19 protein-coding genes are annotated in these 20,749 nt (G+C 65.1%); 6 read left to right on the top strand and 13 right to left on the bottom strand.

Translation table 11 applies throughout. The features are described 5' to 3' along the window. Positions 1 to 337: aryl-sulfate sulfotransferase (locus MJD61_17560; protein MCG8557069.1), on the top strand; the 337-nt coding region annotated here is incomplete at its 5' end. A 22-nt stretch (positions 338 to 359) separates the two neighbouring features. On the opposite strand, the gene MJD61_17565 is transcribed toward MJD61_17560, so the two are convergent. The 3 genes from MJD61_17565 to MJD61_17575 all read right to left on the bottom strand — a co-directional run bounded on the left by MJD61_17565 (position 360) and on the right by MJD61_17575 (position 4,458). After that, on the bottom strand, positions 360 to 2,423 hold the full coding sequence (locus MJD61_17565) for an alkaline phosphatase family protein (protein ID MCG8557070.1): 2,064 nt from the start codon (positions 2,421 to 2,423) through the stop codon (positions 360 to 362). Between the two features lie 23 nt (positions 2,424 to 2,446). Next, positions 2,447 to 3,169 (bottom strand): hypothetical protein, encoded by a 723-nt coding sequence (locus MJD61_17570; GenBank protein MCG8557071.1) that lies wholly within the window; start codon positions 3,167 to 3,169, stop codon positions 2,447 to 2,449. Between the two features lie 122 nt (positions 3,170 to 3,291). Beyond that, positions 3,292 to 4,458: an RtcB family protein gene (locus MJD61_17575; protein MCG8557072.1), complete on the bottom strand. Its 1,167-nt coding sequence runs from the start codon at positions 4,456 to 4,458 to the stop codon at positions 3,292 to 3,294. 148 nt (positions 4,459 to 4,606) lie between these two features. Between MJD61_17575 and MJD61_17580 the strand changes: the two genes are divergently transcribed. Then, positions 4,607 to 5,086 (top strand): GNAT family N-acetyltransferase, encoded by a 480-nt coding sequence (locus tag MJD61_17580; GenBank protein MCG8557073.1) that lies wholly within the window; start codon positions 4,607 to 4,609, stop codon positions 5,084 to 5,086. A 34-nt stretch (positions 5,087 to 5,120) separates the two neighbouring features. Here the strand turns inward: MJD61_17580 and MJD61_17585 are convergent, their stop codons facing one another. Beyond that, a complete protein-coding gene (locus MJD61_17585; GenBank protein ID MCG8557074.1) occupies positions 5,121 to 6,443 on the bottom strand; it encodes a hypothetical protein in 1,323 nt (440 codons plus the stop codon). Between the two features lie 1,048 nt (positions 6,444 to 7,491). Between MJD61_17585 and MJD61_17590 the strand changes: the two genes are divergently transcribed. Further along, positions 7,492 to 7,863, top strand: a complete 372-nt coding sequence (locus tag MJD61_17590) for a hypothetical protein (GenBank protein ID MCG8557075.1) — start codon at positions 7,492 to 7,494, stop codon at positions 7,861 to 7,863. Positions 7,864 to 8,057: 194 nt separating this feature from the next. Then, the gene (locus MJD61_17595; GenBank protein MCG8557076.1) at positions 8,058 to 8,543 is read left to right on the top strand and encodes a YajQ family cyclic di-GMP-binding protein; all 486 of its coding nucleotides are present in this window, start codon (positions 8,058 to 8,060) and stop codon (positions 8,541 to 8,543) included. An 87-nt stretch (positions 8,544 to 8,630) separates the two neighbouring features. On the opposite strand, the gene MJD61_17600 is transcribed toward MJD61_17595, so the two are convergent. Continuing rightward, entirely contained in the window at positions 8,631 to 10,079 is a 1,449-nt protein-coding gene (locus MJD61_17600; GenBank protein ID MCG8557077.1) for a glycogen synthase, read from the bottom strand. Between the two features lie 53 nt (positions 10,080 to 10,132). Here MJD61_17600 and MJD61_17605 point away from each other — a divergent pair, with 53 nt between their 5' ends. Together MJD61_17605 and MJD61_17610 are read left to right on the top strand one after the other, a co-directional pair. Further along, positions 10,133 to 11,200, top strand: coding sequence for an NAD(P)-dependent alcohol dehydrogenase (locus tag MJD61_17605; GenBank protein ID MCG8557078.1), 1,068 nt, complete (start codon positions 10,133 to 10,135; stop codon positions 11,198 to 11,200). 252 nt (positions 11,201 to 11,452) lie between these two features. Then, positions 11,453 to 12,040, top strand: a complete 588-nt coding sequence (locus tag MJD61_17610; GenBank protein ID MCG8557079.1) for a hypothetical protein — start codon at positions 11,453 to 11,455, stop codon at positions 12,038 to 12,040. 52 nt (positions 12,041 to 12,092) lie between these two features. Here MJD61_17610 and MJD61_17615 read toward each other — a convergent pair whose 3' ends face one another. The 8 genes from MJD61_17615 to MJD61_17650 all read right to left on the bottom strand — a co-directional run. After that, positions 12,093 to 12,836: an SH3 domain-containing protein gene (locus MJD61_17615; GenBank protein ID MCG8557080.1), complete on the bottom strand. Its 744-nt coding sequence runs from the start codon at positions 12,834 to 12,836 to the stop codon at positions 12,093 to 12,095. Between the two features lie 161 nt (positions 12,837 to 12,997). Continuing rightward, complete coding sequence (locus tag MJD61_17620) at positions 12,998 to 14,851, bottom strand: BatD family protein (GenBank protein ID MCG8557081.1); 1,854 nt, start codon at positions 14,849 to 14,851, stop codon at positions 12,998 to 13,000. Positions 14,852 to 15,011: 160 nt separating this feature from the next. Then, the gene (locus MJD61_17625) at positions 15,012 to 15,926 is read right to left on the bottom strand and encodes a tetratricopeptide repeat protein (GenBank protein ID MCG8557082.1); all 915 of its coding nucleotides are present in this window, start codon (positions 15,924 to 15,926) and stop codon (positions 15,012 to 15,014) included. Continuing rightward, positions 15,923 to 16,975 carry a VWA domain-containing protein gene (locus tag MJD61_17630; protein ID MCG8557083.1) on the bottom strand — a complete coding sequence of 351 codons (1,053 nt, stop codon included), beginning with the start codon at positions 16,973 to 16,975 and terminating at the stop codon, positions 15,923 to 15,925. The genes MJD61_17625 and MJD61_17630 overlap by 4 nt, the downstream gene beginning before the upstream one ends. Beyond that, the gene (locus MJD61_17635; protein MCG8557084.1) at positions 16,972 to 18,105 is read right to left on the bottom strand and encodes a VWA domain-containing protein; all 1,134 of its coding nucleotides are present in this window, start codon (positions 18,103 to 18,105) and stop codon (positions 16,972 to 16,974) included. The genes MJD61_17630 and MJD61_17635 overlap by 4 nt, the downstream gene beginning before the upstream one ends. After that, positions 18,102 to 19,310 carry a hypothetical protein gene (locus MJD61_17640; GenBank protein MCG8557085.1) on the bottom strand — a complete coding sequence of 403 codons (1,209 nt, stop codon included), beginning with the start codon at positions 19,308 to 19,310 and terminating at the stop codon, positions 18,102 to 18,104. The genes MJD61_17635 and MJD61_17640 overlap by 4 nt, the downstream gene beginning before the upstream one ends. After that, positions 19,307 to 20,194: a DUF58 domain-containing protein gene (locus tag MJD61_17645; GenBank protein MCG8557086.1), complete on the bottom strand. Its 888-nt coding sequence runs from the start codon at positions 20,192 to 20,194 to the stop codon at positions 19,307 to 19,309. The genes MJD61_17640 and MJD61_17645 overlap by 4 nt, the downstream gene beginning before the upstream one ends. 8 nt (positions 20,195 to 20,202) lie before the next feature. Next, positions 20,203 to 20,749 (bottom strand): MoxR family ATPase (locus MJD61_17650; GenBank protein MCG8557087.1); only part of this gene is annotated, 547 nt, incomplete at its 5' end.

The raw sequence follows: 20,749 nt of genomic DNA on the forward strand, positions 1-20,749 counted from the left end.
CGATCAACCCGCCAGCCGAGCCGTCGAGTACAAGCTGGACCCTGTCGGTATGCTCGTGGAGCAGTCGTGGGAGTCTACCGGCTTCCGGGGCTATTCGCCTTTCATGGGAGACGCCAACGAGCTTCAAAACGGCAACATCCTGATCGCTTTCGGCGGCTTGACGGATCCGCCGACGAACGATCTGTATAGCCCACGCGTCAAGAAGTGGGCCCGTGTGCTCGAGATGGATCGTACGGGTAAGGTCGCCTTTGAGTTCACGGTCCGAGATCAACTCAGCACGGATTTCCACGGCTACCACGTCAGCCGTGTGGAGCGCGTACAGGGCTTTCCGAGATAAGCCCCGCGCCTGCCTGGACTCCCTAGGGTCCGGCTAGTGCGGCCTGTATCACTTTGCCCTGCACGTGCGAAGGAGCGCCTGCGCCAAGCAAGTGCATGAGCGTGGGGTATTGATCCGCCATCTGAATGGGCGTGGTGCCCAGGAAATTACCTTGCTTGACGCCCGGCCCCACGATCACGAACGGGGTCCACATGCCTTTGACCTCCCCAGCCATGATCGCTTGCTTGTAGCCCGACTTGCGTGGCTTGGAAAAGAGCGCAAGGTCCCCGGTCATCTCTTCGTTCCAGCCGTAACCCGGGCGGTTGGCGATGACCAGATCGCCAACACGGGCCTTGTTGAGTCGAAGGGAAGCTTGGGCGTCCTCCCACTTGACCACCTTGACCACGGGATGCACGCCGTCGGGGTCGGCCAGGTTCATCAGGAGCTTGCTGACGCGTGTGCGCAGCGCGTTGTACTCTGGGCCCGAGGCGCGCCTCCAATCGCCTGCAAGCCCCTTCGGGTCGAGGTAGATACCGTCCATCTTGAGGTAGATCGCCTTGGTCTTGGCCCAGTCGATCAGCGGCTCACCCGTTGCCGGATCGATGCTGAAGCTGAGCAAACCCTCGCGTGCCAAGAGGTTGTTGAGTCGCACCCAGTGGTTTAGCGGCACAGCTCCGTGGTCCGAAGAGAGCACCACGAGCGTGCGGTCATCGGCGCGCCGGAGCAGCTCTCCGCAAATGTCGTCGAGCTTCTCGTACATCCAGTGCACTTCCTTCCATAGCTCGGCGCGCTCGATCTCCGAAGTGGCGGCGTAGCGGGTGCTTGCTGGGTCGATGCCGCCCATCCACCAGCGGCTCGTGAGCATCTGATTCGGCGTGTAGACGTTGCCGATGAACACGTCGGGATCGTGTTGCTCGAGCACGTGGCGTGCTGCCTTGCGGTGCCACTCGAACGACATCTCGGCTTCCTCGAGGAAGGTCTGTTTATCTTCCGGGAAGTAGATCAGCTGCGGCGGGAAGTTGTCGGCGAAGTCGACCATGGGGCCCACCGCCTTGTCGAGCTCGACCGCAATCCCCGGCGGATCGGTCAGAAACTCGTTGAGGTTGTTGAACAACAGCCGCAGGCGAAAAAAACCCTTCGGATCGAGCTTGATCAGCTTCGCCTTGTACGAAGTCGCGACGCCTCTCTCCAGCTTCTTGTCTGGTATTTTCCAGGTCAGCCGAACGGGCAGCCATTCGCTCCACTTGCCTTGCGTGAGCGTGGCAACGACACGCGTCTTGTCCGGGGACAACGCCACGGCATCGTAGTTCACCTGATTGTCGTCGCTCGTGTCGTGCAGCAAGGCGTGCACGCTGGCTCCCCACGCGGCCATCTCGACTTCAAGCGCGGGTGAGAACGATCTGGGCGGCCTGGTCCAGCCTGTTGCCGGCTTCTTGTCCGGGTAGCTCGCCAGCGAGGGCCCAGAGAAGAACAAGCGTGCGCCACGACCCTGCTCCTTGCGCGCGGTCTGGTCTGAGCCGTCCTGGAAATTCACGGCGTGAAAATCGGCGCCCCAACCGCCCCAACGTCCCCGAATCGTGATCCCCTTGCGCAACTCCGGAGGGGTCGAGCCCGGCACGGACAAGAGCGTGACCCGCTTGCCGTGCGTGGCTTCCAGGGTGACCCATATGGGATCGACCAGCTTTGCCAGCGAGCTGAAGCCCCCAACCGATACACGCCCGAGCGGGTTGCCTTCGGTGTGCATCGGTCCGTCGTTGACGCCATGCACCTCGGGAAAGGCTCCCGTGAACAGGCTCGCGAAGTTCGTTGGCGTGTGACTGGGGAATGCGGGCACCGAGAAGCCATACGTGCCGCGCTCCATCATCCTCTTCAGGTTGGGAAGGCGCCCCTGCTGTGCCCATTGGAAGATGTCGAACAGCTCTGGGTCGGCCCGCATGCCGTCGGGTAGGTACCAGTACAACTTGGTGGCCGGACCCTTTGTGATGGTTGGGCCGCCGGCGGCCGATCCAGAGGGTTTCTCGGACTCATTGCTCCGGCAACCTAGCATCGTAGAGCTTGCCAACGAGAGCGTCAGCACCAGAAGATTCGGGAAGTGGTTTTGCATCATGCGCTCCCAACGTCTCCCAACGGTCACGGGCAACGCAGGGAAAACACAAAGGCTTCCATGCGCTCCCAGGGAGTGCCGAGTGGCGCAAAGTACTTGACGACATAGAAACGCTGCCGTTTCTTACAATGCAGCCAGGCAAGCACGGACCGGTACCCGATGGACTCTTCGGGTGCCGTGCCGTACGCGAGACGCGCACCTGCGTATAGCCTGTAGTAGGTCCAGTCCTGGCCGCTCCGCACTTGCTGGTAGCGCTCCGGTTGCAGCCTGTCCGTGCTCGTGATCTGATTCGAGATCCGACCAGGGTAAGGCGACACGGCATCGGCGTAGACGGCCTCGAGCCGCATGATTTCGTCCGCTAGCAAGCGCGCAGCCTGCGTGGCATCCGCGCCGGTTCGCAGCTCCTGCTGCAGTATCCGCTCGGTTCCCGTAGCACCGCGCCAGACCGCAAACCTGGACCGCTCCCTGGTGTAGCTGTCGGTTAGCTGAAACCGGTCGAGCTGCTCGGAAACCAGGAAGGGCGCCGAAGCATCGCCCCCATCGCCTTCGCAGCCGCAACCGGAACCGATCGCCAGGCAGTGCAGCCCCGCAAGCACACAAAGCTGCATGCATCGCAGGCCTCGATGCCGCGAGCGCGGAGCGCTCGAGCTCGCCATCGAGTCTTCATCGATGATCTCGATATGCTGCACCCCCACGCGACGTGACAGCGTCGAGACGAGCCGGCCGTATTCGTGCCGGAAAACTGACATTCCAGGTATTGCTGGACATGGGGCTACTTGTGTACTTCCCAGCCTAGCGCTGCCCACCACCCGAGTCACTAGCAGATCGCGCCAAGAAGCTAGCATACGACGACAAGGGTCGAGGCGAGGTGCTAGCCCTTGACGCACATGACCTGCTTGAGCTCGGCGACGACTTCGACGAGGTCCTTCTGGTAGTCCATGACCTGGTCGATGTCCTTGTACGCGCCGGGGATCTCATCGAGCACCGCGCGGTCCTTGCGACACTCGACGCCCTCGGTCTGGATTCGCAGGTCGTCGACAGAAAAGTGCTTCTTTGCCTTGCCCCGGCTCATCTTCCTTCCTGCACCGTGCGATGCGGAATGGAATGCGTCGGGGTTGCCCCGGCCGCGCACGATGTACGAGCGCGTACCCATCGAGCCCGGGATGATGCCGAGCTCGCCCTCGCGGGCGCTGATCGCACCCCTGCGGGTCACGAGGACCTCCTCGCCGAAGTGAACCTCCTCGGCGACGTAGTTGTGGTGACACGTGATCGGCTCTTCGAAGCGAACCTCACGGAACATCTTGACGAGCACGTCCTCGTAGAGCTTCAACATCACCTCGCGGTTTGCTCGCGCGTACCGCTGCGCCCAGAACAGATCGCGGCGGTATTCTTCCATCTCGGCTGTGCCGGCGAGGAAGACGGCGAGGTCGCGGTCCGGCAGCTTCGCGTTGTGGGCGAGCTTCCGGGCCCGGCCGATGTGGATCTCGGCGAGCATCTTACCGATGTTGCGCGAGCCCGAGTGGAGCATCAGCCAGACGCTCTCTTCGGTGTCGAGGCACAGCTCGATGAAGTGGTTGCCGCCGCCCAGCGTTCCCATCTGCTTGCGGGCGTTGCCCAGGCGATCCTGGACCTTGTGCGTGAGCAGGTGGAACTCCTTGAAAAGCCGCTGCTTCTCAGCGTACTTCACCACCTTGTCGTGCGACGCGAAGCCGACGGGAATGGCCTGCTCGACCCGATGCCGGACCAGTGCGAGCGAGTCGGGCAGGTCGGACGCCGTCAGGTTGGTCTTGACCGCGGCCATGCCGCAGCCGATGTCGACGCCGACGGCCGCCGGAGCGACCGCATCCTTCATCGCGATCACGGAGCCCACGGTCGCGCCCTTTCCGAAGTGGACGTCGGGCATGGCGGCGACGTGCTTGAACACCCAGGGGAGCGCCGCTATGTTCTTGAGCTGGTCAAGCGCCGAGCTCTCCACCTCCTCGAGCTTCGTCCACAGTCGAACCGGGACGTTCCTGCCCTTCAATGTGGAAACGGACATGGTCTTCTCCTTGTGCCTACGCGTCCGGGCGTTGCGCTCGATTTGTTGGTTTCGGGCGCTATGACCCAACGTCGTCCGCTACTCGCTCGACCTCCATGCCCGTATCATTGCCGGTCAAGACGCCTTGGGCTTCTCACAGGAATGTCAGTTGTCTGGTCGATCGACAGTCATCCGCATAGCCCAGCCCAACGAGTACCCCGTGCTCAGCGCCCTCGCGCTGCGTTCCAAGGGCTACTGGGGCTACAGCGTGGAATTCCTCTCCGCGTGCGTCACCGAGCTGACTGTAATGCCCGATCGCGCAATGCACCAACCCGTTTTCGTAGCAGTCGCTGAAGACAGGATCGTCGGGTTCTACGGGCTCGACCGGCTGGACGATACCAGGTGCGAGCTGGACTTCCTGTTCGTCGAGCCCGACGAGATGGCGAAGGGCTACGGCCGGGAGCTTCTCGAGCATGCCAAGACTGCGGCTCAGCAACTCGGATGCACGACCCTGATCATCCAGGGAGATCCGCATGCAGGAACATTCTATCGAGCAGCTGGAGCCAAGCAGACTGGCCATCGACCGTCTTCGAGCATTCCCGACCGGCTCCTTCCTCTCTTCGAAATAGAGCTTCACTGCGCAACATGACGATCGGGGGCCACGCCGCGGGGCCAACGGTCGGCTATCTCGCGGCACGCTTCGAGCGGGTTGCGGTTTCCCCCCGGGGGGGCATCGAGCCGAGCCTTGGTTCGGCGTCAAGGGGCTGGGGTTCGTTCTTGCCTTTCGCTGACGGGTCGACTTCGTGGCGCCCATTACGCCTCGCCACCACCTTGCGCGGGGTCGTGACTTGCGGTTGCGCGCCAGGTGTGACCTTTGCCCAGCGGTTTGGCCTTGGCACCGGGAGCTCGGCCAGTGAATAGACCCCACCACCGAACCGGTGACCCCCCTGGCCAAGGGTGATCCTGAACACTTCAGGGTTGAGCTTGCGGCCGCCCCGCAGCCTACCAACGTAGCGTTGCCTCTTGTTACTCCATGAAAGCGGCAAGGAGCGCATGCGACCAGCGACCAAAAGATCGACCGAAACGCCGAACTCCCCGGCCAGGGGTCGACCCGAACTGTCCAGCAGCACGGCCTCGATGCGACCGTTGCGGCGACACAGCACCTCGGCCGAGTAATCGCCCGCCGCGACCACGATTCCGCCAAAACGGGGTGGGACACGCAGTGGCAGGAACGTGAGGCTGCCAACGTGCGTCACATTCCCCGCGGCGATCGAGAGGTTGAAAGGCCCCGCTGCGACCTGCACATCGGGCCCAACCATGCCTCGATAACGTTCGTGTTGCGGGCTCCAGGAGAGCTTCACGGCGTGCGGATCGTCGTCCGAGCCGGCGACTTCAGCGGTAACCGACAGCTTCGGGTCGCCGGCCAGCACCCGCCCGGTTCGGTCCGCGAGGAGCGCATCGACCTCGCCGCTCGAGCTCACAGCAACCTCCGCCCCGAAATCTCCAGCCAGCAGCTGGGTGCCGCCGTGCAGCCGCTCTGGCAGCAGCGCGACTCGATTCAGGCGCCCTTGGGCGTGGCCGCCAGCAGCCACGAGGGAGATTTCGAGGGGACCGGAGACCAGTTTTGCTGGGCCGTCAAGACCGCCCGAAAATCTCATCTGCTTGGAATCCCACTTCATGGGAACGGCTACCGGCCCTGAGCTCGTGGACACCACCAACGTGAGCTGGGCGGCTTGCGGCTGCAGCAGGGCTCCGCCGGAAGCCTCCCATACGATGGCTTGCAGCGAGCCGTCCACCGCGGGGCGCAGCTCCGCCCCGTAGCTGCCAAGGGCCACCACGGCTCCGCCGATGCGAGCCGTCAGCGGCGCCGCCGGGGCCATCACCTCAGGTTCTGGAACCGGTGGCGGCGAAACCCGCGTCCGGGGCTTGGCTGCGATCTCGGTTTTGCCACAGCCCCACAGCGTGGCTAACAACACCACCCAGAAGGTAGCCAGAACGAAACGCATGCAAAGACCTCTGGTTTCTTGCGCGGCCGGTGTCGACCCGCCTTGGCTGGACGGATCCTAACGATTCATCGGTAGCGGGGTATTGTACATCGACTCGGGTCAATATAGACTCCAATCGTTGCACAACATCCCCATAAACCTGCTGTAAACAGGGATAGGCTTCATCACTATGAATAGATACCGAGCATTCTTGGCCATCCTCTTGGGTGTCGGCCTCGTAGCCTGTGGCGGCGGCAATCAGCCACCGGCTCCGACCGGGGGAACGGTAGCCCGCGCTGGGACCATCGGGATTGGAGGGCGCGCTGGGACCGTCGGGACTGGTGGGCGCGCTGGAACGCTCGGCGTGGGTGGCCGGGCTGGAACGCTCGGCGTGGGTGGCCGGGCTGGAACGCTCGGCGTGGGTGGCCGGGCTGGAACGCTCGGCGGAGCCGGAGGTATCGGCGGAGCCGGAGGTATCGGCGGAGCGGGAGGCATCGGCGGAATCGGCGGAGCCGGAGGTATCGGTGGTGCCGGCGGAGCCGGAGGTATCGGAGGTATCGGCGGAGCCGGAGGCATCGGCGGAGCCGGAGGTATCGGCGGCCTTGGCGGAGCCGGTGGCCTTGGCGGAATCGGCGGCCTTGGCGGAGCCGGCGGCCTTGGCGGAGCCGGTGGCCTTGGCGGAATCGGCGGCCTTGGCGGAATCGGCGGCCTTGGCGGAGCCGGTGGCCTTGGGGGCATCGGCGGCCTTGGCGGAGCCGGTGGCCTTGGGGGCATCGGCGGCCTTGGCGGAATCGGCGGCCTTGGGGGCATCGGCGGCCTTGGGGGCATCGGCGGCCTTGGCGGAGTCGGCGGCCTTGGGGGAATCGGTGGTCTGGCGGGCCTTGGCGGATTTGGCGGGACGTTCGGTGCCAGCGGATTCGGCGGCATCCCGGGTGCTCACCTCAGCATCTGCCAAGGCTCTCGGGGTCGTGGCGACTGCAACCCACCGTTCAACGGCAGCTGCGATACCAACACGCTGACCAGCAATCAGAACTGCGGTCAGTGCAACCGGAACTGCGAAACGCTTCAGATGGCAGACGAGCGGTGCATCAGCGGTGTCTGCACGATCGTCGACTGCTTCAGCAACCGCTTCGACTGCGACGGCATCTTCGAGAACGGTTGCGAGTCGACTCAGCCCTGCTTCACTCCCCTGCAGCCGCCGGGTCAGTGTCCACGGGGTCGGGCTGACTGCGACTTCAATGGCACGTGCAACAACAACCTCATGACTCAGGAGAGCAACTGCGGTGCCTGCGGCAACGTCTGCGCCTTCAACAACGGTACGGGCAGGTGCGTCAGCGGCATCTGCAGGCTGGTCGATTGCAACGGCAGTTGGCTGAACTGCGACGGCAATCCTTTCAACGGCTGCGAGACGCCGGAGAATCAGCAGGGCTTCTGCCCATAGTCGGCCCATAGCAGCAGGCGCGTCCCCGAACCTGGGCTGCAGCGGCGGCCCCGCTGGTACAACGGCCCGGGAACTCGATTCGAGTGTCTGGGCTGTTGTGCCTGCGGCGAGTGTGCCGGTGGCGAGGCACGGTGCCCATCCCGGACTTGCTCCGAGCGACCACGCGCGTATCCTGGCAAACACAGGAGTAGACGATGCCCTCGTTCGACGTGGTCTCGGAGCCCCCGCTGCACGAGATCGACAACGCGGTACAGCAGGCTTCGCGGGAGCTCGCGCAGCGGTACGACTTTCGCGGGACCGAGACCAGCATCGACAAGACCGAAGAGGGGCTTGTTCTGCGCTCCAGTAGCGAGGGCCGACTGCAAGCAGCCTACGATGTACTGCAGCAGAAGCTGGTCAAGCGTGCTGTTTCCCTCAAGGTGCTGGATCCCGAGCCGCTCGAGCCAGCCGCCAAGGGTCACGTGCGGCGCCGCATCAAGCTCAGGCGCGGCGTGAGCGCGGAGAAGGGCAAGGAGATGGTGAAGGCGCTCAAGGCCAGCAAACTCAGAGTACAGACGGCGATTCAGAGCGATCAGCTGCGCGTGACCGGCAAGAAGAAGGACGAACTGCAGGAAGCTATTCGTCTACTGAAGGAGACCGAGTTCGGGATCGCCCTGCAATTCACCAATTTCAGAGACTAGTCTCGAATTCAGCGCTCTTGGTGAAGCGTAATCCCCGCGAAGACTGGCAGATCAAGGCGCGAGCTCGACCGCGATCATCGACCAATGTCACGCGGTTGAAGGACTGGCCGTGAGCCCGCGGTAAAGGCTCTCGTAGGTACGGGCGCGGCGCTCCCAGGAATTGTCGAGGCGCATGACTCGGCAGCGAAGGTTCTCGAATTCATGCCGGCGAGCAAAGCAAGCCAACGCGCGGCGGGTGGCCGCTACGAGCTCTTCGGCGTCTGCCTCGTCGAACACGAAACCATTGCCCGTTTCGAGCTTGCTGTTGCAGTCCACGATCGTGTCCGCCAGTCCACCGGTGGCGCGCACGATGGGCAGTGAGCCGTAGCGTTGCGCATGCATCTGCATCAGCCCGTAAGGCTCGTAGCGGGCCGGAAGCAGGAGGAAATCGCTGGCCGCAAGGGCCTGGCGTAACTGGGCCTCTCGCACGCCTGCAACGACCCGAAGGCGATCGCCGAAGCGCTCCTGCAATGCCTCCAGCGGCGAGAGATCGACCGAGCCGTGGCCGGGGCAAAGTACGCACAGCTGGACGTTGTTTTGCAGGATGGAAGGGGCTGCGTCTATCAGCAGGTCGGCACCTTTGTCGCGGCTCGCTTCGCTCGCAAACACGGCCAGCGGCAGCTGGGCCTCTACCGGTAGCTCCAGGGTACGCTGGAAGGTCAACTTGCAGCGCGTTTTGCCCGTAAGGTCGGTTGGGCCGAAACGAGCGGGCAGGTGCGCATCGATCACCGGGTTCCAGACGGATACGTCGATTCCGTGGACGATGCCAACGAGGTCGCTGCCACGTGCCGCCAATCGGCCTTCGAGACCCTGCCCGCAACCGGGCACCACGATCTGCCGGGCATGGGTTGCAGAGCCGGCGACCACCCGATCTGCGGCCAAGATGCCTTCCTCGAGCAGGTTGACCTCTTGTCGCTGGTGATCGGTTGACGCTTCGTCAAGAAGCTCGCGTGCTGCTTCGATGTCCACGAGCTGCTGCTGCTTGAAGAGTCCCTGTTGCTTGATGTCGTGCAAAGACAGCACGCTGCGCAGCCGAGAGAGCTCGTCATCGCGCTTGCTCCAGACTGTCGAAAGTGCCCCGCCCCAGCCATGAGCATGCAGGATGTCGAAAGCAGGCTGCCGATCCCGAGCGATCGCCACGGCGCTGCGGCACAGCAAGGCGGTGCGGGTGAAAGCTTGTGCCGGCGTTTCCGGCGCCGTCGGCTCGTGGGTCGCGAACCACTCGGCGTGGCCGACAAAGAGCAGATCGACTCCGCCGGCTGTTCGTCCGTCGTAGAGCTCGCACGTGTACTCTGCCTCACCCAACTTGAGCCTCAGGTTGGTCAGCCGGCGCGCTAGCGAGCGGCCCGCCGCATCCACGTTCCTGTAGAGGGGCGACAGAACCGTGACTCCGTGCCCGAGCGCCCGCAGCGCCTTTGCCAGTGCGGCGACCACCTGGGCGGTTTCTCCGCTCGCACTGTGGGGTGCTAGCTCGCTCGCAACGAAGAGGATCTGCATCGCGTCGCACCATACACGCATCGCGGCCCGCGAGGTAGCCTGCAACTGCTCGCATGGTGCGTTCCTGTGTGGTACTGGACGTGGCAGCGGTAGCGCAAGAAGGTGCCATGAAAGTCTACGAGCTCCGCGCGTTTGGACTGGAGCATCTCCGTTTGACTGAGCGCCCGCAGCCGTCGATCGCAGGTCGCCGGGTGCTGGTGCGTGTGCGTGCAGCGTCCATCAACTACCGCGATCTCGTGATGGTCGGCGGAGGCTACGGGCGCCACACGCCGCTGCCCCTGATTCCGGTTTCGGATGGGGCCGGAGAGGTTGTCGCCGTCGGCGAGGAGGTTGAGCGACTCGCTGTCGGGGCGCGGGTGGCGACCTGCATGTTCCCGCACTGGACCTCCGGAAGGCCCACGCAGGCCAAGCTGCACGACGCCTTGGGCGGTCCCCTGGACGGCACGCTGTGCGAGCTGATCGCGGCGGACGAGCGCGCGCTGGTCGAAGTGCCCGCGTGGATGAGCTACGAGCAGGCCGCTAGCCTGCCCTGCGCGGCCGTAACAGCGTGGAGCGCGCTCACGGGATTTGGCAGCGTCACCGCTGGAGACACCGTGTTGGTACAAGGCACAGGCGGTGTGGCGCTATTTGCCCTGCAATTTGCGACCCTGTTGGGCGCCCGGGTGGTCGTGACGTCGAGCGACGAGGGCAAGTTGGCGCGCGCCCGCGAGCTCGGTGCCAGGGGCACGGTAAACTACCGGACCACACCCAATTGGGGCAAAGCGGTACGGGATCTTACGGGCGGTGTGGGCGTGGACCACGTGATAGAAGTCGGCGGCGCGGGTACGCTCGAGCAGTCGATTCGCGCAACCGCCGTGGGTGGCCAAATCAGCCTGATCGGAGTGCTGGGAGGTGCTCGACACGAGCTGCATCTGCCGCGAGTATTCCTTCAGCAGATTCGGCTTCAGGGGGTCATGGTGGGCTCCCGCGAGACCTTCGAGCACATGCTGCGGGCCATCGACCTGCATCGCCTCGAGCCGGTCCTCGACCGGAGGCGTTTTCGGTTTGAAGAGGCGCGGGAGGCGCTTGCGTACATGGAGGAAGCCAGGCACTTCGGCAAGATCTGCATCAGCCTGCAGTAAGGGCCCGCGGAAGAATGACCCGGGTGTTTCGGTGAGGACTGGGCGCCGCTGGCGAGGCGCGACGACGAGGAGTATTGGGGATACTTCGAGGAGGAGCAACATAGCCAGCGGTGGTCAGATCCGGCGAAATGGATGAGTTATTCTTCCGCGGGCCCTAAGTGGTGGCCAGGCCCGGCGAAATGGATGAGTTGGGGCGCGGGCACGCGCCGCAGGTTCGACGCGTCGCAGGCGCGAGGATATGGTGGAGCCACCATGCGCCGAGAAAGGCAGCGACCGAATTTGCGAATCGTCGTGCTGGTAGCGACCTGGTGCCTTGCCGCCGCCGCATGCGATGGTGATCAACAAAACGCGTCCGCGCTGGATGCCGGGGGGGAAGGGGGAGCTGCAAGTGACGCTGGCGCCGACTCCGCGCCCCCACACAGTCCGAACGAATGCCGCCAGTCCTCGTGGGAAGGCGGCGTTCGTGCTTGCACCGAATGCACCTGCGACGACTGTCCGGCGCGCACGCTGCTGTGCGATGAGCACTGCGTGCGCCTGATGGCCTGTCTGCTTAGACACCGTTGCCGGCGTGCAGGCGAGACCCAGATGCCGTGCGCAGTGGCACACTGCGGTGCGTTCCTAGGGCAAATGGAACCCTGGACTCGCGCGCAAGCGCTGTTTCCCTGCATCGACCGCTGCACTTCCGAGTGCCATGCGCTCCCACAGTTGGGTGTCCCCGACGCGGGCGTCCCCGACGCGGGCGCCGTCGACGCCGGGGGGGAGGCAGGTCTTGCCGGCCCCACGGCCGGTCCGCCCCTGGACGCCGGTTCGGACGGCGCTCTTGACGCGGGTCGCGAGTGAGGGCTCGACCCGAAGCCCGAGGGGCCTGCTCGTGTGTTTCCATGCGTTGAATTCAGATGTCCCCGACGTCTCCGCGCTTCATCCAGCCCTCGATCTCGCCTGGCATCCGCACGCGGACGAAGCCGTTGTCGCGCTCGACAACACGTACGTATCGGCCCTCCGGCACTCGAGCTCGTGCCTGGGCTCGAGGATCCGGGCCCTCTCGCACCTCCGCCTGCTCGCGCAACACCACTGCGCGTCGTCCTTGCGACCAGGCATCTGCTTTGGTGGCGAGGCCGAGCGCGCTAACGAGCAGGCAGAGCCCGAGGAGCGGTGCAGCCACACCCAGCGCTACCCGCGGCGTCTCGCGCCGGGTGATTCCGAGAGCTGCCAAGACTGCAAAAAACGCGACCTCGAGCACGAGCACGCTCAGTGCCAGGCTGTTTTCGGACACCGGCCGTACCATGGCCGTACCCATCGACGGCCGCGTGCGCACCGTAGCCTCGCCCGCGCTTTCGGCTCGCCGCCGGCCGAGCGCGGCATGACTGGCAGCCAGCCCGCGCTCGGCTTGCTCGTCGCCGGGGCCAAGCCGCATCGAGCGCTCGAAAAACAGGATCGCCCGGCCGTAGCTACCAGCCTTGGCATGGATCGTGGCGAGGTTGAAGTACACATCCGCGTCACGAACGCCCGCTGCGATCAGGCGCTCGTAACGAGCCAGGGCCGTCTTGTGATCACCTCGAAAATAGGCCTGATTGGCCCCGGCGAACAGGCTCTGCAGGCTCTGTGCGCGGGCGGGTCGGTCTACCGCAGTCCACATGAGCGAAAGGCCTAGTACGACGGCCCGGAATCCGAGTTTCCGAGCCGTGGTACTGCGGCGCAGATGCGCCGTTATGGACAAGGAGGGTACACGGTACGGACGCCGGATCGATTTTGTGATCCGTGGTACCGGGCCCGGCGCCAGGACGGTGGCCGTGGTTGTCACGGGCGCTGCTCCATGGATCGGGGCTTCAGAGCCTCGAGCCGCGACAGTAGCTCCTCGCTTCGTCCAACACTCTGCTCGATGTCGGCCGCGGTGTTGGTCGCGCTGCCGTAGCGCGCGAACTCGCTTTGCTCGAGCTCGCGAATCAGGCTGGTTGCCAGTTCCTGGGGCACACCGCGTTCGGCCAGTCTCTTGGCGAGCTGGCTCCGTGTCATGCTGCCGATCGGTTCGCCCAGGCGGGCCTCCAGGGCATCCCGCAGGCCCTGCCCGACCTCGGCGTGCAAGTCAGCACTCTGGCCGTCTCGGGCTCGCTGCGCTGCCTCGCGCAAGCGCTGTCTGGCGCGCTTGATGAGCCGTTCGGGAGTGGCGCGCCCGCTGCGCGCCTGCAGGTAACGCCTTGCCTGGCGTCCCAGGGTAAAGGCCAGCCAAAGGCCGGGCGCGAGCGCGAGCAACGCAACGAACCAGGTCTCGGTGAGCAGCCGGCGGTGATGTCGGCGTAGCGCGCTGTGGGTTCGTAGCGGGCCGAACTTCGCGCCTTCTTCCGGTTCTCGAGCGTCGGGCTCCAAGGTCGCGTCCGCGGCTTGCGCTGCAGCAACGCCCTGGCCGGCCGCGGTCAAGGTAAGCGCCTTTGACGTGACTCGCTCGTAGCGCCGCGTGGCCGGGTCGAACGTGTTCACTCCCAAGGGCGGGAGCGTGAGCTCGCCCGGGCGCTTGGGCACCAGCAGCCACTCGAAAGCACGCGTTCCGCTCACGACGTCGTTGTTCGTGTGTACCTGATCCCGGATCTGGGGTGCCAACACTTCGATACCGTCGATGCTTGGTGCTGCGAGCTTGAGGTCCTTCAGGTTGCCGTTGCCTCGCAGTATGGCGCTCAGCCGCACCGCGTCTCCCGTGGAAACCTGGGTGCGGTCCAGCTTCGCTTCCAGGGAGAAACGACCCACGCCGATGGCGCCTCGAGGACGACCCTGGGCTGGCAGCTCCTTGACCCGCACGCTCAGGGGTACCCCTGCACGGCGCAGGCTGGGCAGCGGCCCGCCTGCAAAGACATCGAACAGCGAGCTGCGATCCACCCGAACGCTCATGGCCCCGATCGTGAGCTCGCCGCTGCGCAGGGGGAAGGCGGCGAATCGTCGCAATACGTATACGTGATAGGCCCGCCGATCCACGCGCTGGCGGTGTGCCTGCAGCTGGCGGTCCGGTCCCAACAGGTCGTGCACCCAGAAGCCGTCCACACTCGCTTCGGTTTCTATAGCCGGTGCGGCGCTGAGGGGACCGCGCAGGTACAGGTAGATGGTTACCGTGATTTGTTCCCCGACGTAGGCTTCGCCCTTATCGATAGCGGTGCGCACAAAAGCATCTGGGTCGACCACCGCGCCGTCGAGCTCCGGTTTCGTGCGTTGGGGCGTCGCCGGTTCGGGGATGGCGTGAAGCCGTGGCGCGCCAGGCGCCCGGGGCCGCGCCCTGCCGGACGGTTGCCCCCGGCCTGGTCCCGGTTGGCTTGGACGCGGCGTTGTGTACGGAGCGGGTCCTGCCGAGACCCGCAGCGTTTGCGGTTGGCTCGCGAATTCCCTGCCGCCCATCCAGGCGCGCGCGGGGTTGATTCTATAGGTGCCCGCCTCCCTGGGCTGCAGCACGAAGGTGTGGATCGCGGTCGACGATCGTTGGATCATCTGCTGCTGGCCGCTGCCGAAGCTAAACGAGAACTGCATGGGACGCGAGGTCTGGCGGCTGACGATATCGAACGCGTCGAGCGACGGCAGCTCGATGCGTTCTGCTTCGCCGTCGCTGACCTCGACGCGCACGCGCAGGACGCAGCTCTGACCCAACGCTATGTGTGTCGGTTCGAGCTGCATCTGGACGCGTGCACTTTGAGCCAAGGCGGGCGAGCCTGTTTGCCAGAGGCACAGGGCAAGAAGCGGACCAGAGCAGCGTACAGGGCAGCCTACCCAAGATGCCGCGTGCGCACGGAGTGCGTTCCGCGCGTGCGCTTGTCGTGTGGCCGGCGGGATCATCTCACCAGTCCTTGAGCACCCGGCGTCCTTGACGCGCCGCCCGCAGGTGTGCCCGATGGCGCTCCAGGCTGTCCTCACCCGCCTGCAGCGCGTCCAGGGCTTTCTCCACTTCCTGCGGCAGCCGATCCGGGGTCTCGGAAGGCTCGTCCGGCGGCTGCGGTTCGGGTGCCTTGGCTGGGTCCTGCTGCCCCTGGTCTTGCTGGGCTTCGTCTTGTTGCTCGGGTTGCTGCTCGGGCTTCTGCTCCGGTTGCTGTTGCTGCGAATCCTGCTCTTGGGGTTGTTGCTCTTCCCGCTGCTGGGGGTCCTGATCCTGCTTGTCGTCTCCGGGCTTTTGCTGGTCGTCCTCGGGCTTCTGCTGGTCGCCTTGCTTCTGCTGGTCGTCCGCCTTCTGCTCTTCTTCCCGCTCTTTTTCCTTCTGCTTTTCCTGCTGCTCACGGATGCGGCGCAGCGCGAGCTCCAGATTCCAGGCCGCGTGCTCCTGGCCAGGCTTGATGCGCAACGATCGACCCAGCGCATCAGCGGCCTCCCGAAACAGCCGTTGGGCCTGTTCCGGGTCGTTTTCGCTCGCCTTGCGTTCAGCCTCCCGATAGAAAGCTACGCCCAGGTTATAATAGGCGGCTCCCCGTACATCCTTGCCGCCGCCCGGTTCGGTTCCCAGCAGCAGCGCCTGGCGCGCCTTGGCGAGCTCGCCCGACGCCAGCAGCGCGAGCCCACGATTGAGGTGGACCCCCGCCCGGTCCGGAAGCTCGCGGGCGGCTCGATCATAGGCGGCCAGGGCGGCCTTGCTATCGCCTTCGGCCATGTGCTCGTTGCCGGCTTCGACGTGCGCATTGGAGGAGCGCAGGGGCTCCCAGGCAAGTACCGTCGAGGGGCTTGCACATGCCACCAGCGCGGCCACGAGCGCACAACCCTTCATGGCTGCCCCTGTTGTCTGCGCCTGCCGATCCAGGCCTCCGGCAGCAGCGCCTCCAGGACGATGAGCAGGAATGCCGGCAGCAGGACCAGCGCATAGCGTTCCTCGTGCACGGTGATTCGTCGGGCCTTGAGCTCCCTTTGCTTCATCCGCGTCATGGCCTGACGGATCTTGGCCATCCCCACGCTACCGTGTTTTGCACGAAGGTACCTGCCGCCGCCTGCCTGTGCGATCCGACGAAGCTGCTTTTCGTTGTCAGCGGTCAGGGCTGTCACGATCGGCTTGCCGTCCTCGTCCCTCATGTATCCGGTCCAGGTCCCGTCCAACGCGTAGGTCGGAATCGGCTCGCCCGTACGGGAACCGATGCCCACCACGTGCAGCCTGGCTCCCGTTTGTGCGAGCTCCCTGGCAGCCTCGACCGGATCACCCTCGTGATCTTCGCCGTCGGTCATGAGCACGACTACCTGCGAGCGTTCGGCAGCAGCTTGAGCCTTGTGCTTCGGTATCGAGCGTTGCAGGAGCCTGGTAGCGGCAGTAAGCGCGCGACCGATGGCCGTGCCACCGACGGGCATGTCGAGCGGCCCCAGCTCGCGAAAGAAGAGCGCCGCAGCGGCGTAGTCGACGGTCATCGGAAACTCCATGGTCTCGCCCGCAAAGGCCACGATGCCGACGCGGTCGCCGCCGAGCTCGCCGATGAACTTGGTCACCTCGGCTTTGGCTCGCTCGATGCGGCTCGGGCGCACATCCTGGGCGAGCATGCTCTTCGAGAAGTCCATGACGAACACTACGTCCACACCTCGCTTGCGCAGCATGCGGGTCCGACTGCCGTACTGCGGTCTGGCGAGCGCGACGATCGTCAGCGTCAGCCCCAGCACCAGAAGCACCCCCCGCGTTGCCCGCAGCGCGGTCGAGCGGCCGACGATCATCGACCGGGCCGCCTTTCCGAAGCGCGCGGCGGCGTTGGTCCTGAGCTTCCATCCAACCAGTCCGGCAGCAATCACGACAGGCACCACCAGGAGCAGCCACAGCATGTCGGATGAATGCCAGGTCACGGCCACCTCCGAAGCCACAACGTGCCAAGGAACGCCTCGAGCAGCAACAGCGCCAGCGCGGGTGCGACAAAGGCACCGAACAGCTCGCCGTGAACGCGTCCGGCATCTTCGATCTGGCTTTTTTCCAGACGATCGAGAATCACGTGGAAGCTTCTTTCCAGGCCCTCACGATCGCTGACTTCGAAGGATTCGCCGCCGGTCTTGCCTGCGACGCTGCGCAGCAGCTCGGGGTTGATGGGGAAGCTGCCGCGGTCCCACAGTGCCCGGCCAAACAGATCGACGCCCTGCTTGATGGGCGCGTCTGCCGAGCGTCCCATCAGAATCGTGTAGATCTTGACGCCGAGGCTGGCCGCGAAGTCCGCCGACTGAAGCGGCGAGACGTTGCCGCTGTTCGAGTCGCCGTCGGTAAGCAGGATCACAACCTTGCTCTTCGCTTGGGAGCGCCTGAGGCGGTTGAGCGCCACACCGATGGCGTTTCCGATGGCGGTGCCTCGGCCATCGATGACCCCCAGCTCGAGCTCATCGATCATCGTGCGCAGGGCCTCGTGATCGGTTGTAAGGGGGAGCAACGTGTAGGCATCGCGTCCGAAGATGACCGCGCCCACCCGGTCGTTGGGCCGCTTCTGGATGAAATCGTCGACCACATGCTGCGTGGCCGTGAATCGGTTGGGGCTGATGTCGGCTGCCTGCATGGACAGCGACACGTCGAGAGTCAGCACGATGTCGATCCCCTCGACCTCCGTGCTGTCTCGAGCATGGATGCTCTGCGGGCCCATCAGCGCAAGCGACATGAGCGCGACGGCGACCGTGCGTGCTCCGGCGAGGCCATCGCTAACCCACAATCGAAGGCGGCGCGCAGCAGAGACGGTCGCTTGGGCCTGAGCGAGCTCACTACCGCGCGACACCCGCAGGCGTGGCAGACGCTGGCGCTGCAGGTAGCCACGCACCGCCAGCACCAAGAGCGCAGCCGGCAGCAGCGTCCACGCCCAGGGGCGCTCGAAGCGCAGATTCTCGGCTCGGAGAGGGACCTCGTACAGCGCTTCGATGCTCCATGCAACGAGCGATGCCACAGGCAGCGCGATCAACGCCGTCCAGAGGATAGGGCGCAGGCGAGTGAGCACTCTCTTCATGGCGAACCGCTCTGGTCATGGCTCGTGCCGCCCGCCTCACCAGGCTCGGGTCCTGCGCCCGGTGGCGGACCGTCCGAGGGCCCCTTGGTGCTTGCCTCGCCGCTTTGCGGAGCAGCAGTCGCCTGCCTGGCGTCTTGGTTGCTGTCCGGGGTGCTGAAGCGCACGATATCGAAGGCCTTGGCCAGCACCAGATCAGCCTCGTCCGCGTCCGGCTCGGCCTTGGCAAACTTGACCAAGTCGCAGCGGTGCAGGAAGGGAACGACGTCCTGAAGCAGCGCGCCTTGGCCTGGATTGCTGTCGAGCTTCTCGATGACCTCGTCGCTCGTGCTTTCCAGGCCTTCGAAGCAGTAGCGTGCTCCCAGGTAATCGCGGACCACGTCGCTGGTGCGATCGACGAACTCGGCGGCGCGGTCGCCTTCGAGGTAGCGGGCCTTGTCCAGGCGTAGCCTCTGCAGCTTTCGCGTGGCGGTCTCCCAGGGCGGTGCAGGAGGCGGTGCAGATGGGGGAGGTCGCGCGCGACGCCGCCACCAGCGCGCTCCGAGCAGGGTCATGAGCACCACCAACGCGGCGCCGGCAGCCAGGCCCAGGGCCCACAGCAGCGTGTAGTCGTCCTGGATCACCGCCACCGGTTTGGTGGGCGGTTTGAGCTTGGCGTTGGGCTCGTTGCCCAGGTGCGAACCGACCGCCAAGGGTCTTGGCTCGGTCGAGACGCTCCCGACCACCCCGTCCGAAGTCACGACCCGCAGCTCGAGTGCCGGGATCCGGGCTTCGCCCGGCGACAAGGCCAACAGGTCGAGGCGGAAGTTGAAACGCTGCCGCCCGCCGGCAGCCGGCTCGATGCGCACGCTCTTGTCGACGATCTCGAACTGGCCGAGATCCTGCTCGGGAACCGTCACGTCGTCGCCCTGGGCGGCGTCGGCGGTTACGAGCACGCGCACGACTTCGCCGGTCTTGACGCCCCGTTCGGGTTGAATCTGCAACGAGAGCTTGGGTCGATGCGCTGCGCTCAGACCCGCCGGATCCGCGCTCGCGGCGCCCGCAGGGCCTTGATCGCCCGGCGCGTCTTCGGTCTGGCGCTGATCGTCGGTGTGTGCGTCGGGTGGTGCATCGGCGGCCGCGGGCGCCGGCGTGCGGGGCGCTGCCTGCTGGGCCTCGCCCGAGGCAGCGACTAGTGCGACGCACGTTGCCAGGGGCCACCCCCTCATCCGAACCTCGCCATGCGCCGTTGACGCAACCGGAATAGGTCGACGATCGGCTTGACGTAGGCCCGATCGGTGAAGATCGTCAGATGATCGAGATTCAGGCGCCGAAACAGCTGCTCGCGTGCTGTGCGCTCCCGCAGCACGCGGTCGTGGAAGGCTTGGCGCACTGCGGGCTGGCTGCAATCGATCTCGTAGAGCTCACCGCTTTCCAGATCTTCGACCAAGGACAGGCCCAGGTCAGGAAGCTGTTCCTCCCGCGGGTCGACAACCTGGATAGGTATCAAATCGTGGCGTGCGGCCGAGATGCGTAGGTTGTGCTCGTAGCGTGCTGCGATGAAGTCGCTGATCAGAAACGCGACGCAGCGCCTCTTGGCGACGTGACCCAGCAGATCGAGTGCCGTCCGCAGGTCAGTCCCCGCATGTTGGGGCCGGGCATTCAGGATCTCCGCGATCACCCGCATCACGTGCCCCTTGCCTTTCTTGGGCGGTACGAAGCGCTCGATGCGATCGCTGAACATGACGAGGCCAACACGGTCGCTGTTCTTGATCGCACTGAACGCGAGCAGGGCCGCCACCTCCGCGACCGTCTCGATCTTCGCCCGCGCAACGGAAGCGAAACGTTGACTCGCCGACAGATCCACCAGCAGCATCACCGTCATCTCGCGTTCTTCGGTGAAGACCTTGACGTAGGTCTCGTTCATCCGCGCGCTGACGTTCCAGTCGATGAAACGCACGTCGTCACCCGGCTGGTACTGGCGCACTTCGCTGAACGCCATGCCGCGGCCCTTGAAGACAGAATGATAGCCCCCCGCGAGCTGATTGTTTGCCAGACGCGCGGTATGGATCTCGATCTTGCGCAGCTTCTTAACGATCTCGCGGGGGATCACGAAGGAGCCTAGGGCACTTCCACTGCCTCGAAGACACGGCGTACGATCTGGTCGCTACTTACCTCTTCGGCTTCCGCCTCGTAGGTGCGAATGATGCGATGGCGCAGCACGTCAGGCCCCACGGCCTTGACATCCTCGGGCGTAACGAAACCTCGGTGCTTCAGAAACGCGTGCGCGCGGGAGGTCAGGTTGAGCGCGATCGAAGCACGGGGCGATGCTCCGTGGGCGACCATGTCCCGCAGGTCCTTCAGTCCGATAGCGGCCGGATCACGCGTGGCCGTCACCACATCGATAATGTAGTCCTTGATCTTGTCGTCGGCGTATACGTGACCGATCGTCTTGCGTGCGTGCAGAACGTCCGCGGGGGTGACCACGCGCTGAACCTGCAGGGCACCGGGTGAGCCGTCACCGGCTCCAGCCCCGGGGATCTTGAGCTCGTGGTCCGTTATGCGTTCCATGATCTGGCGCTCCTGCTCCCGGTTTGGGTAGTCCACCCGAACGTGCATCATGAAGCGGTCCACTTGCGCTTCGGGTAGCGGGTAGGTGCCTTCCTGC

It is taken from the genome of Pseudomonadota bacterium (assembly GCA_022361155.1).
In the GTDB taxonomy this organism is placed as follows: Bacteria; Myxococcota_A; Polyangia; order Polyangiales; family JAKSBK01; genus JAKSBK01.

Bases quoted from the DNA above. Each gene is read 5' to 3' on its own strand.
- MJD61_17625 (MCG8557082.1), bottom strand. From the start codon at position 15,926: ATGAAGGGTTGTGCGCTCGTGGCCGCGCTGGTGGCATGTGCAAGCCCC.
- MJD61_17565 (MCG8557070.1), bottom strand. From the start codon at position 2,423: ATGATGCAAAACCACTTCCCGAATCTTCTGGTGCTGACGCTCTCGTTG.
- MJD61_17620 (MCG8557081.1), bottom strand. From the start codon at position 14,851: ATGCAGCTCGAACCGACACACATAGCGTTGGGTCAGAGCTGCGTCCTG.
- MJD61_17590 (MCG8557075.1), top strand. From the start codon at position 7,492: ATGGCAGACGAGCGGTGCATCAGCGGTGTCTGCACGATCGTCGACTGC.
- MJD61_17605 (MCG8557078.1), top strand. From the start codon at position 10,133: ATGGTGCGTTCCTGTGTGGTACTGGACGTGGCAGCGGTAGCGCAAGAA.
- MJD61_17600 (MCG8557077.1), bottom strand. From the start codon at position 10,079: ATGCAGATCCTCTTCGTTGCGAGCGAGCTAGCACCCCACAGTGCGAGC.
- MJD61_17610 (MCG8557079.1), top strand. From the start codon at position 11,453: ATGCGCCGAGAAAGGCAGCGACCGAATTTGCGAATCGTCGTGCTGGTA.
- MJD61_17615 (MCG8557080.1), bottom strand. From the start codon at position 12,836: ATGTGGACTGCGGTAGACCGACCCGCCCGCGCACAGAGCCTGCAGAGC.
- MJD61_17635 (MCG8557084.1), bottom strand. From the start codon at position 18,105: ATGAAGAGAGTGCTCACTCGCCTGCGCCCTATCCTCTGGACGGCGTTG.
- MJD61_17640 (MCG8557085.1), bottom strand. From the start codon at position 19,310: ATGAGGGGGTGGCCCCTGGCAACGTGCGTCGCACTAGTCGCTGCCTCG.
- MJD61_17585 (MCG8557074.1), bottom strand. From the start codon at position 6,443: ATGCGTTTCGTTCTGGCTACCTTCTGGGTGGTGTTGTTAGCCACGCTG.
- MJD61_17570 (MCG8557071.1), bottom strand. From the start codon at position 3,169: ATGTCAGTTTTCCGGCACGAATACGGCCGGCTCGTCTCGACGCTGTCA.
- MJD61_17595 (MCG8557076.1), top strand. From the start codon at position 8,058: ATGCCCTCGTTCGACGTGGTCTCGGAGCCCCCGCTGCACGAGATCGAC.
- MJD61_17575 (MCG8557072.1), bottom strand. From the start codon at position 4,458: ATGTCCGTTTCCACATTGAAGGGCAGGAACGTCCCGGTTCGACTGTGG.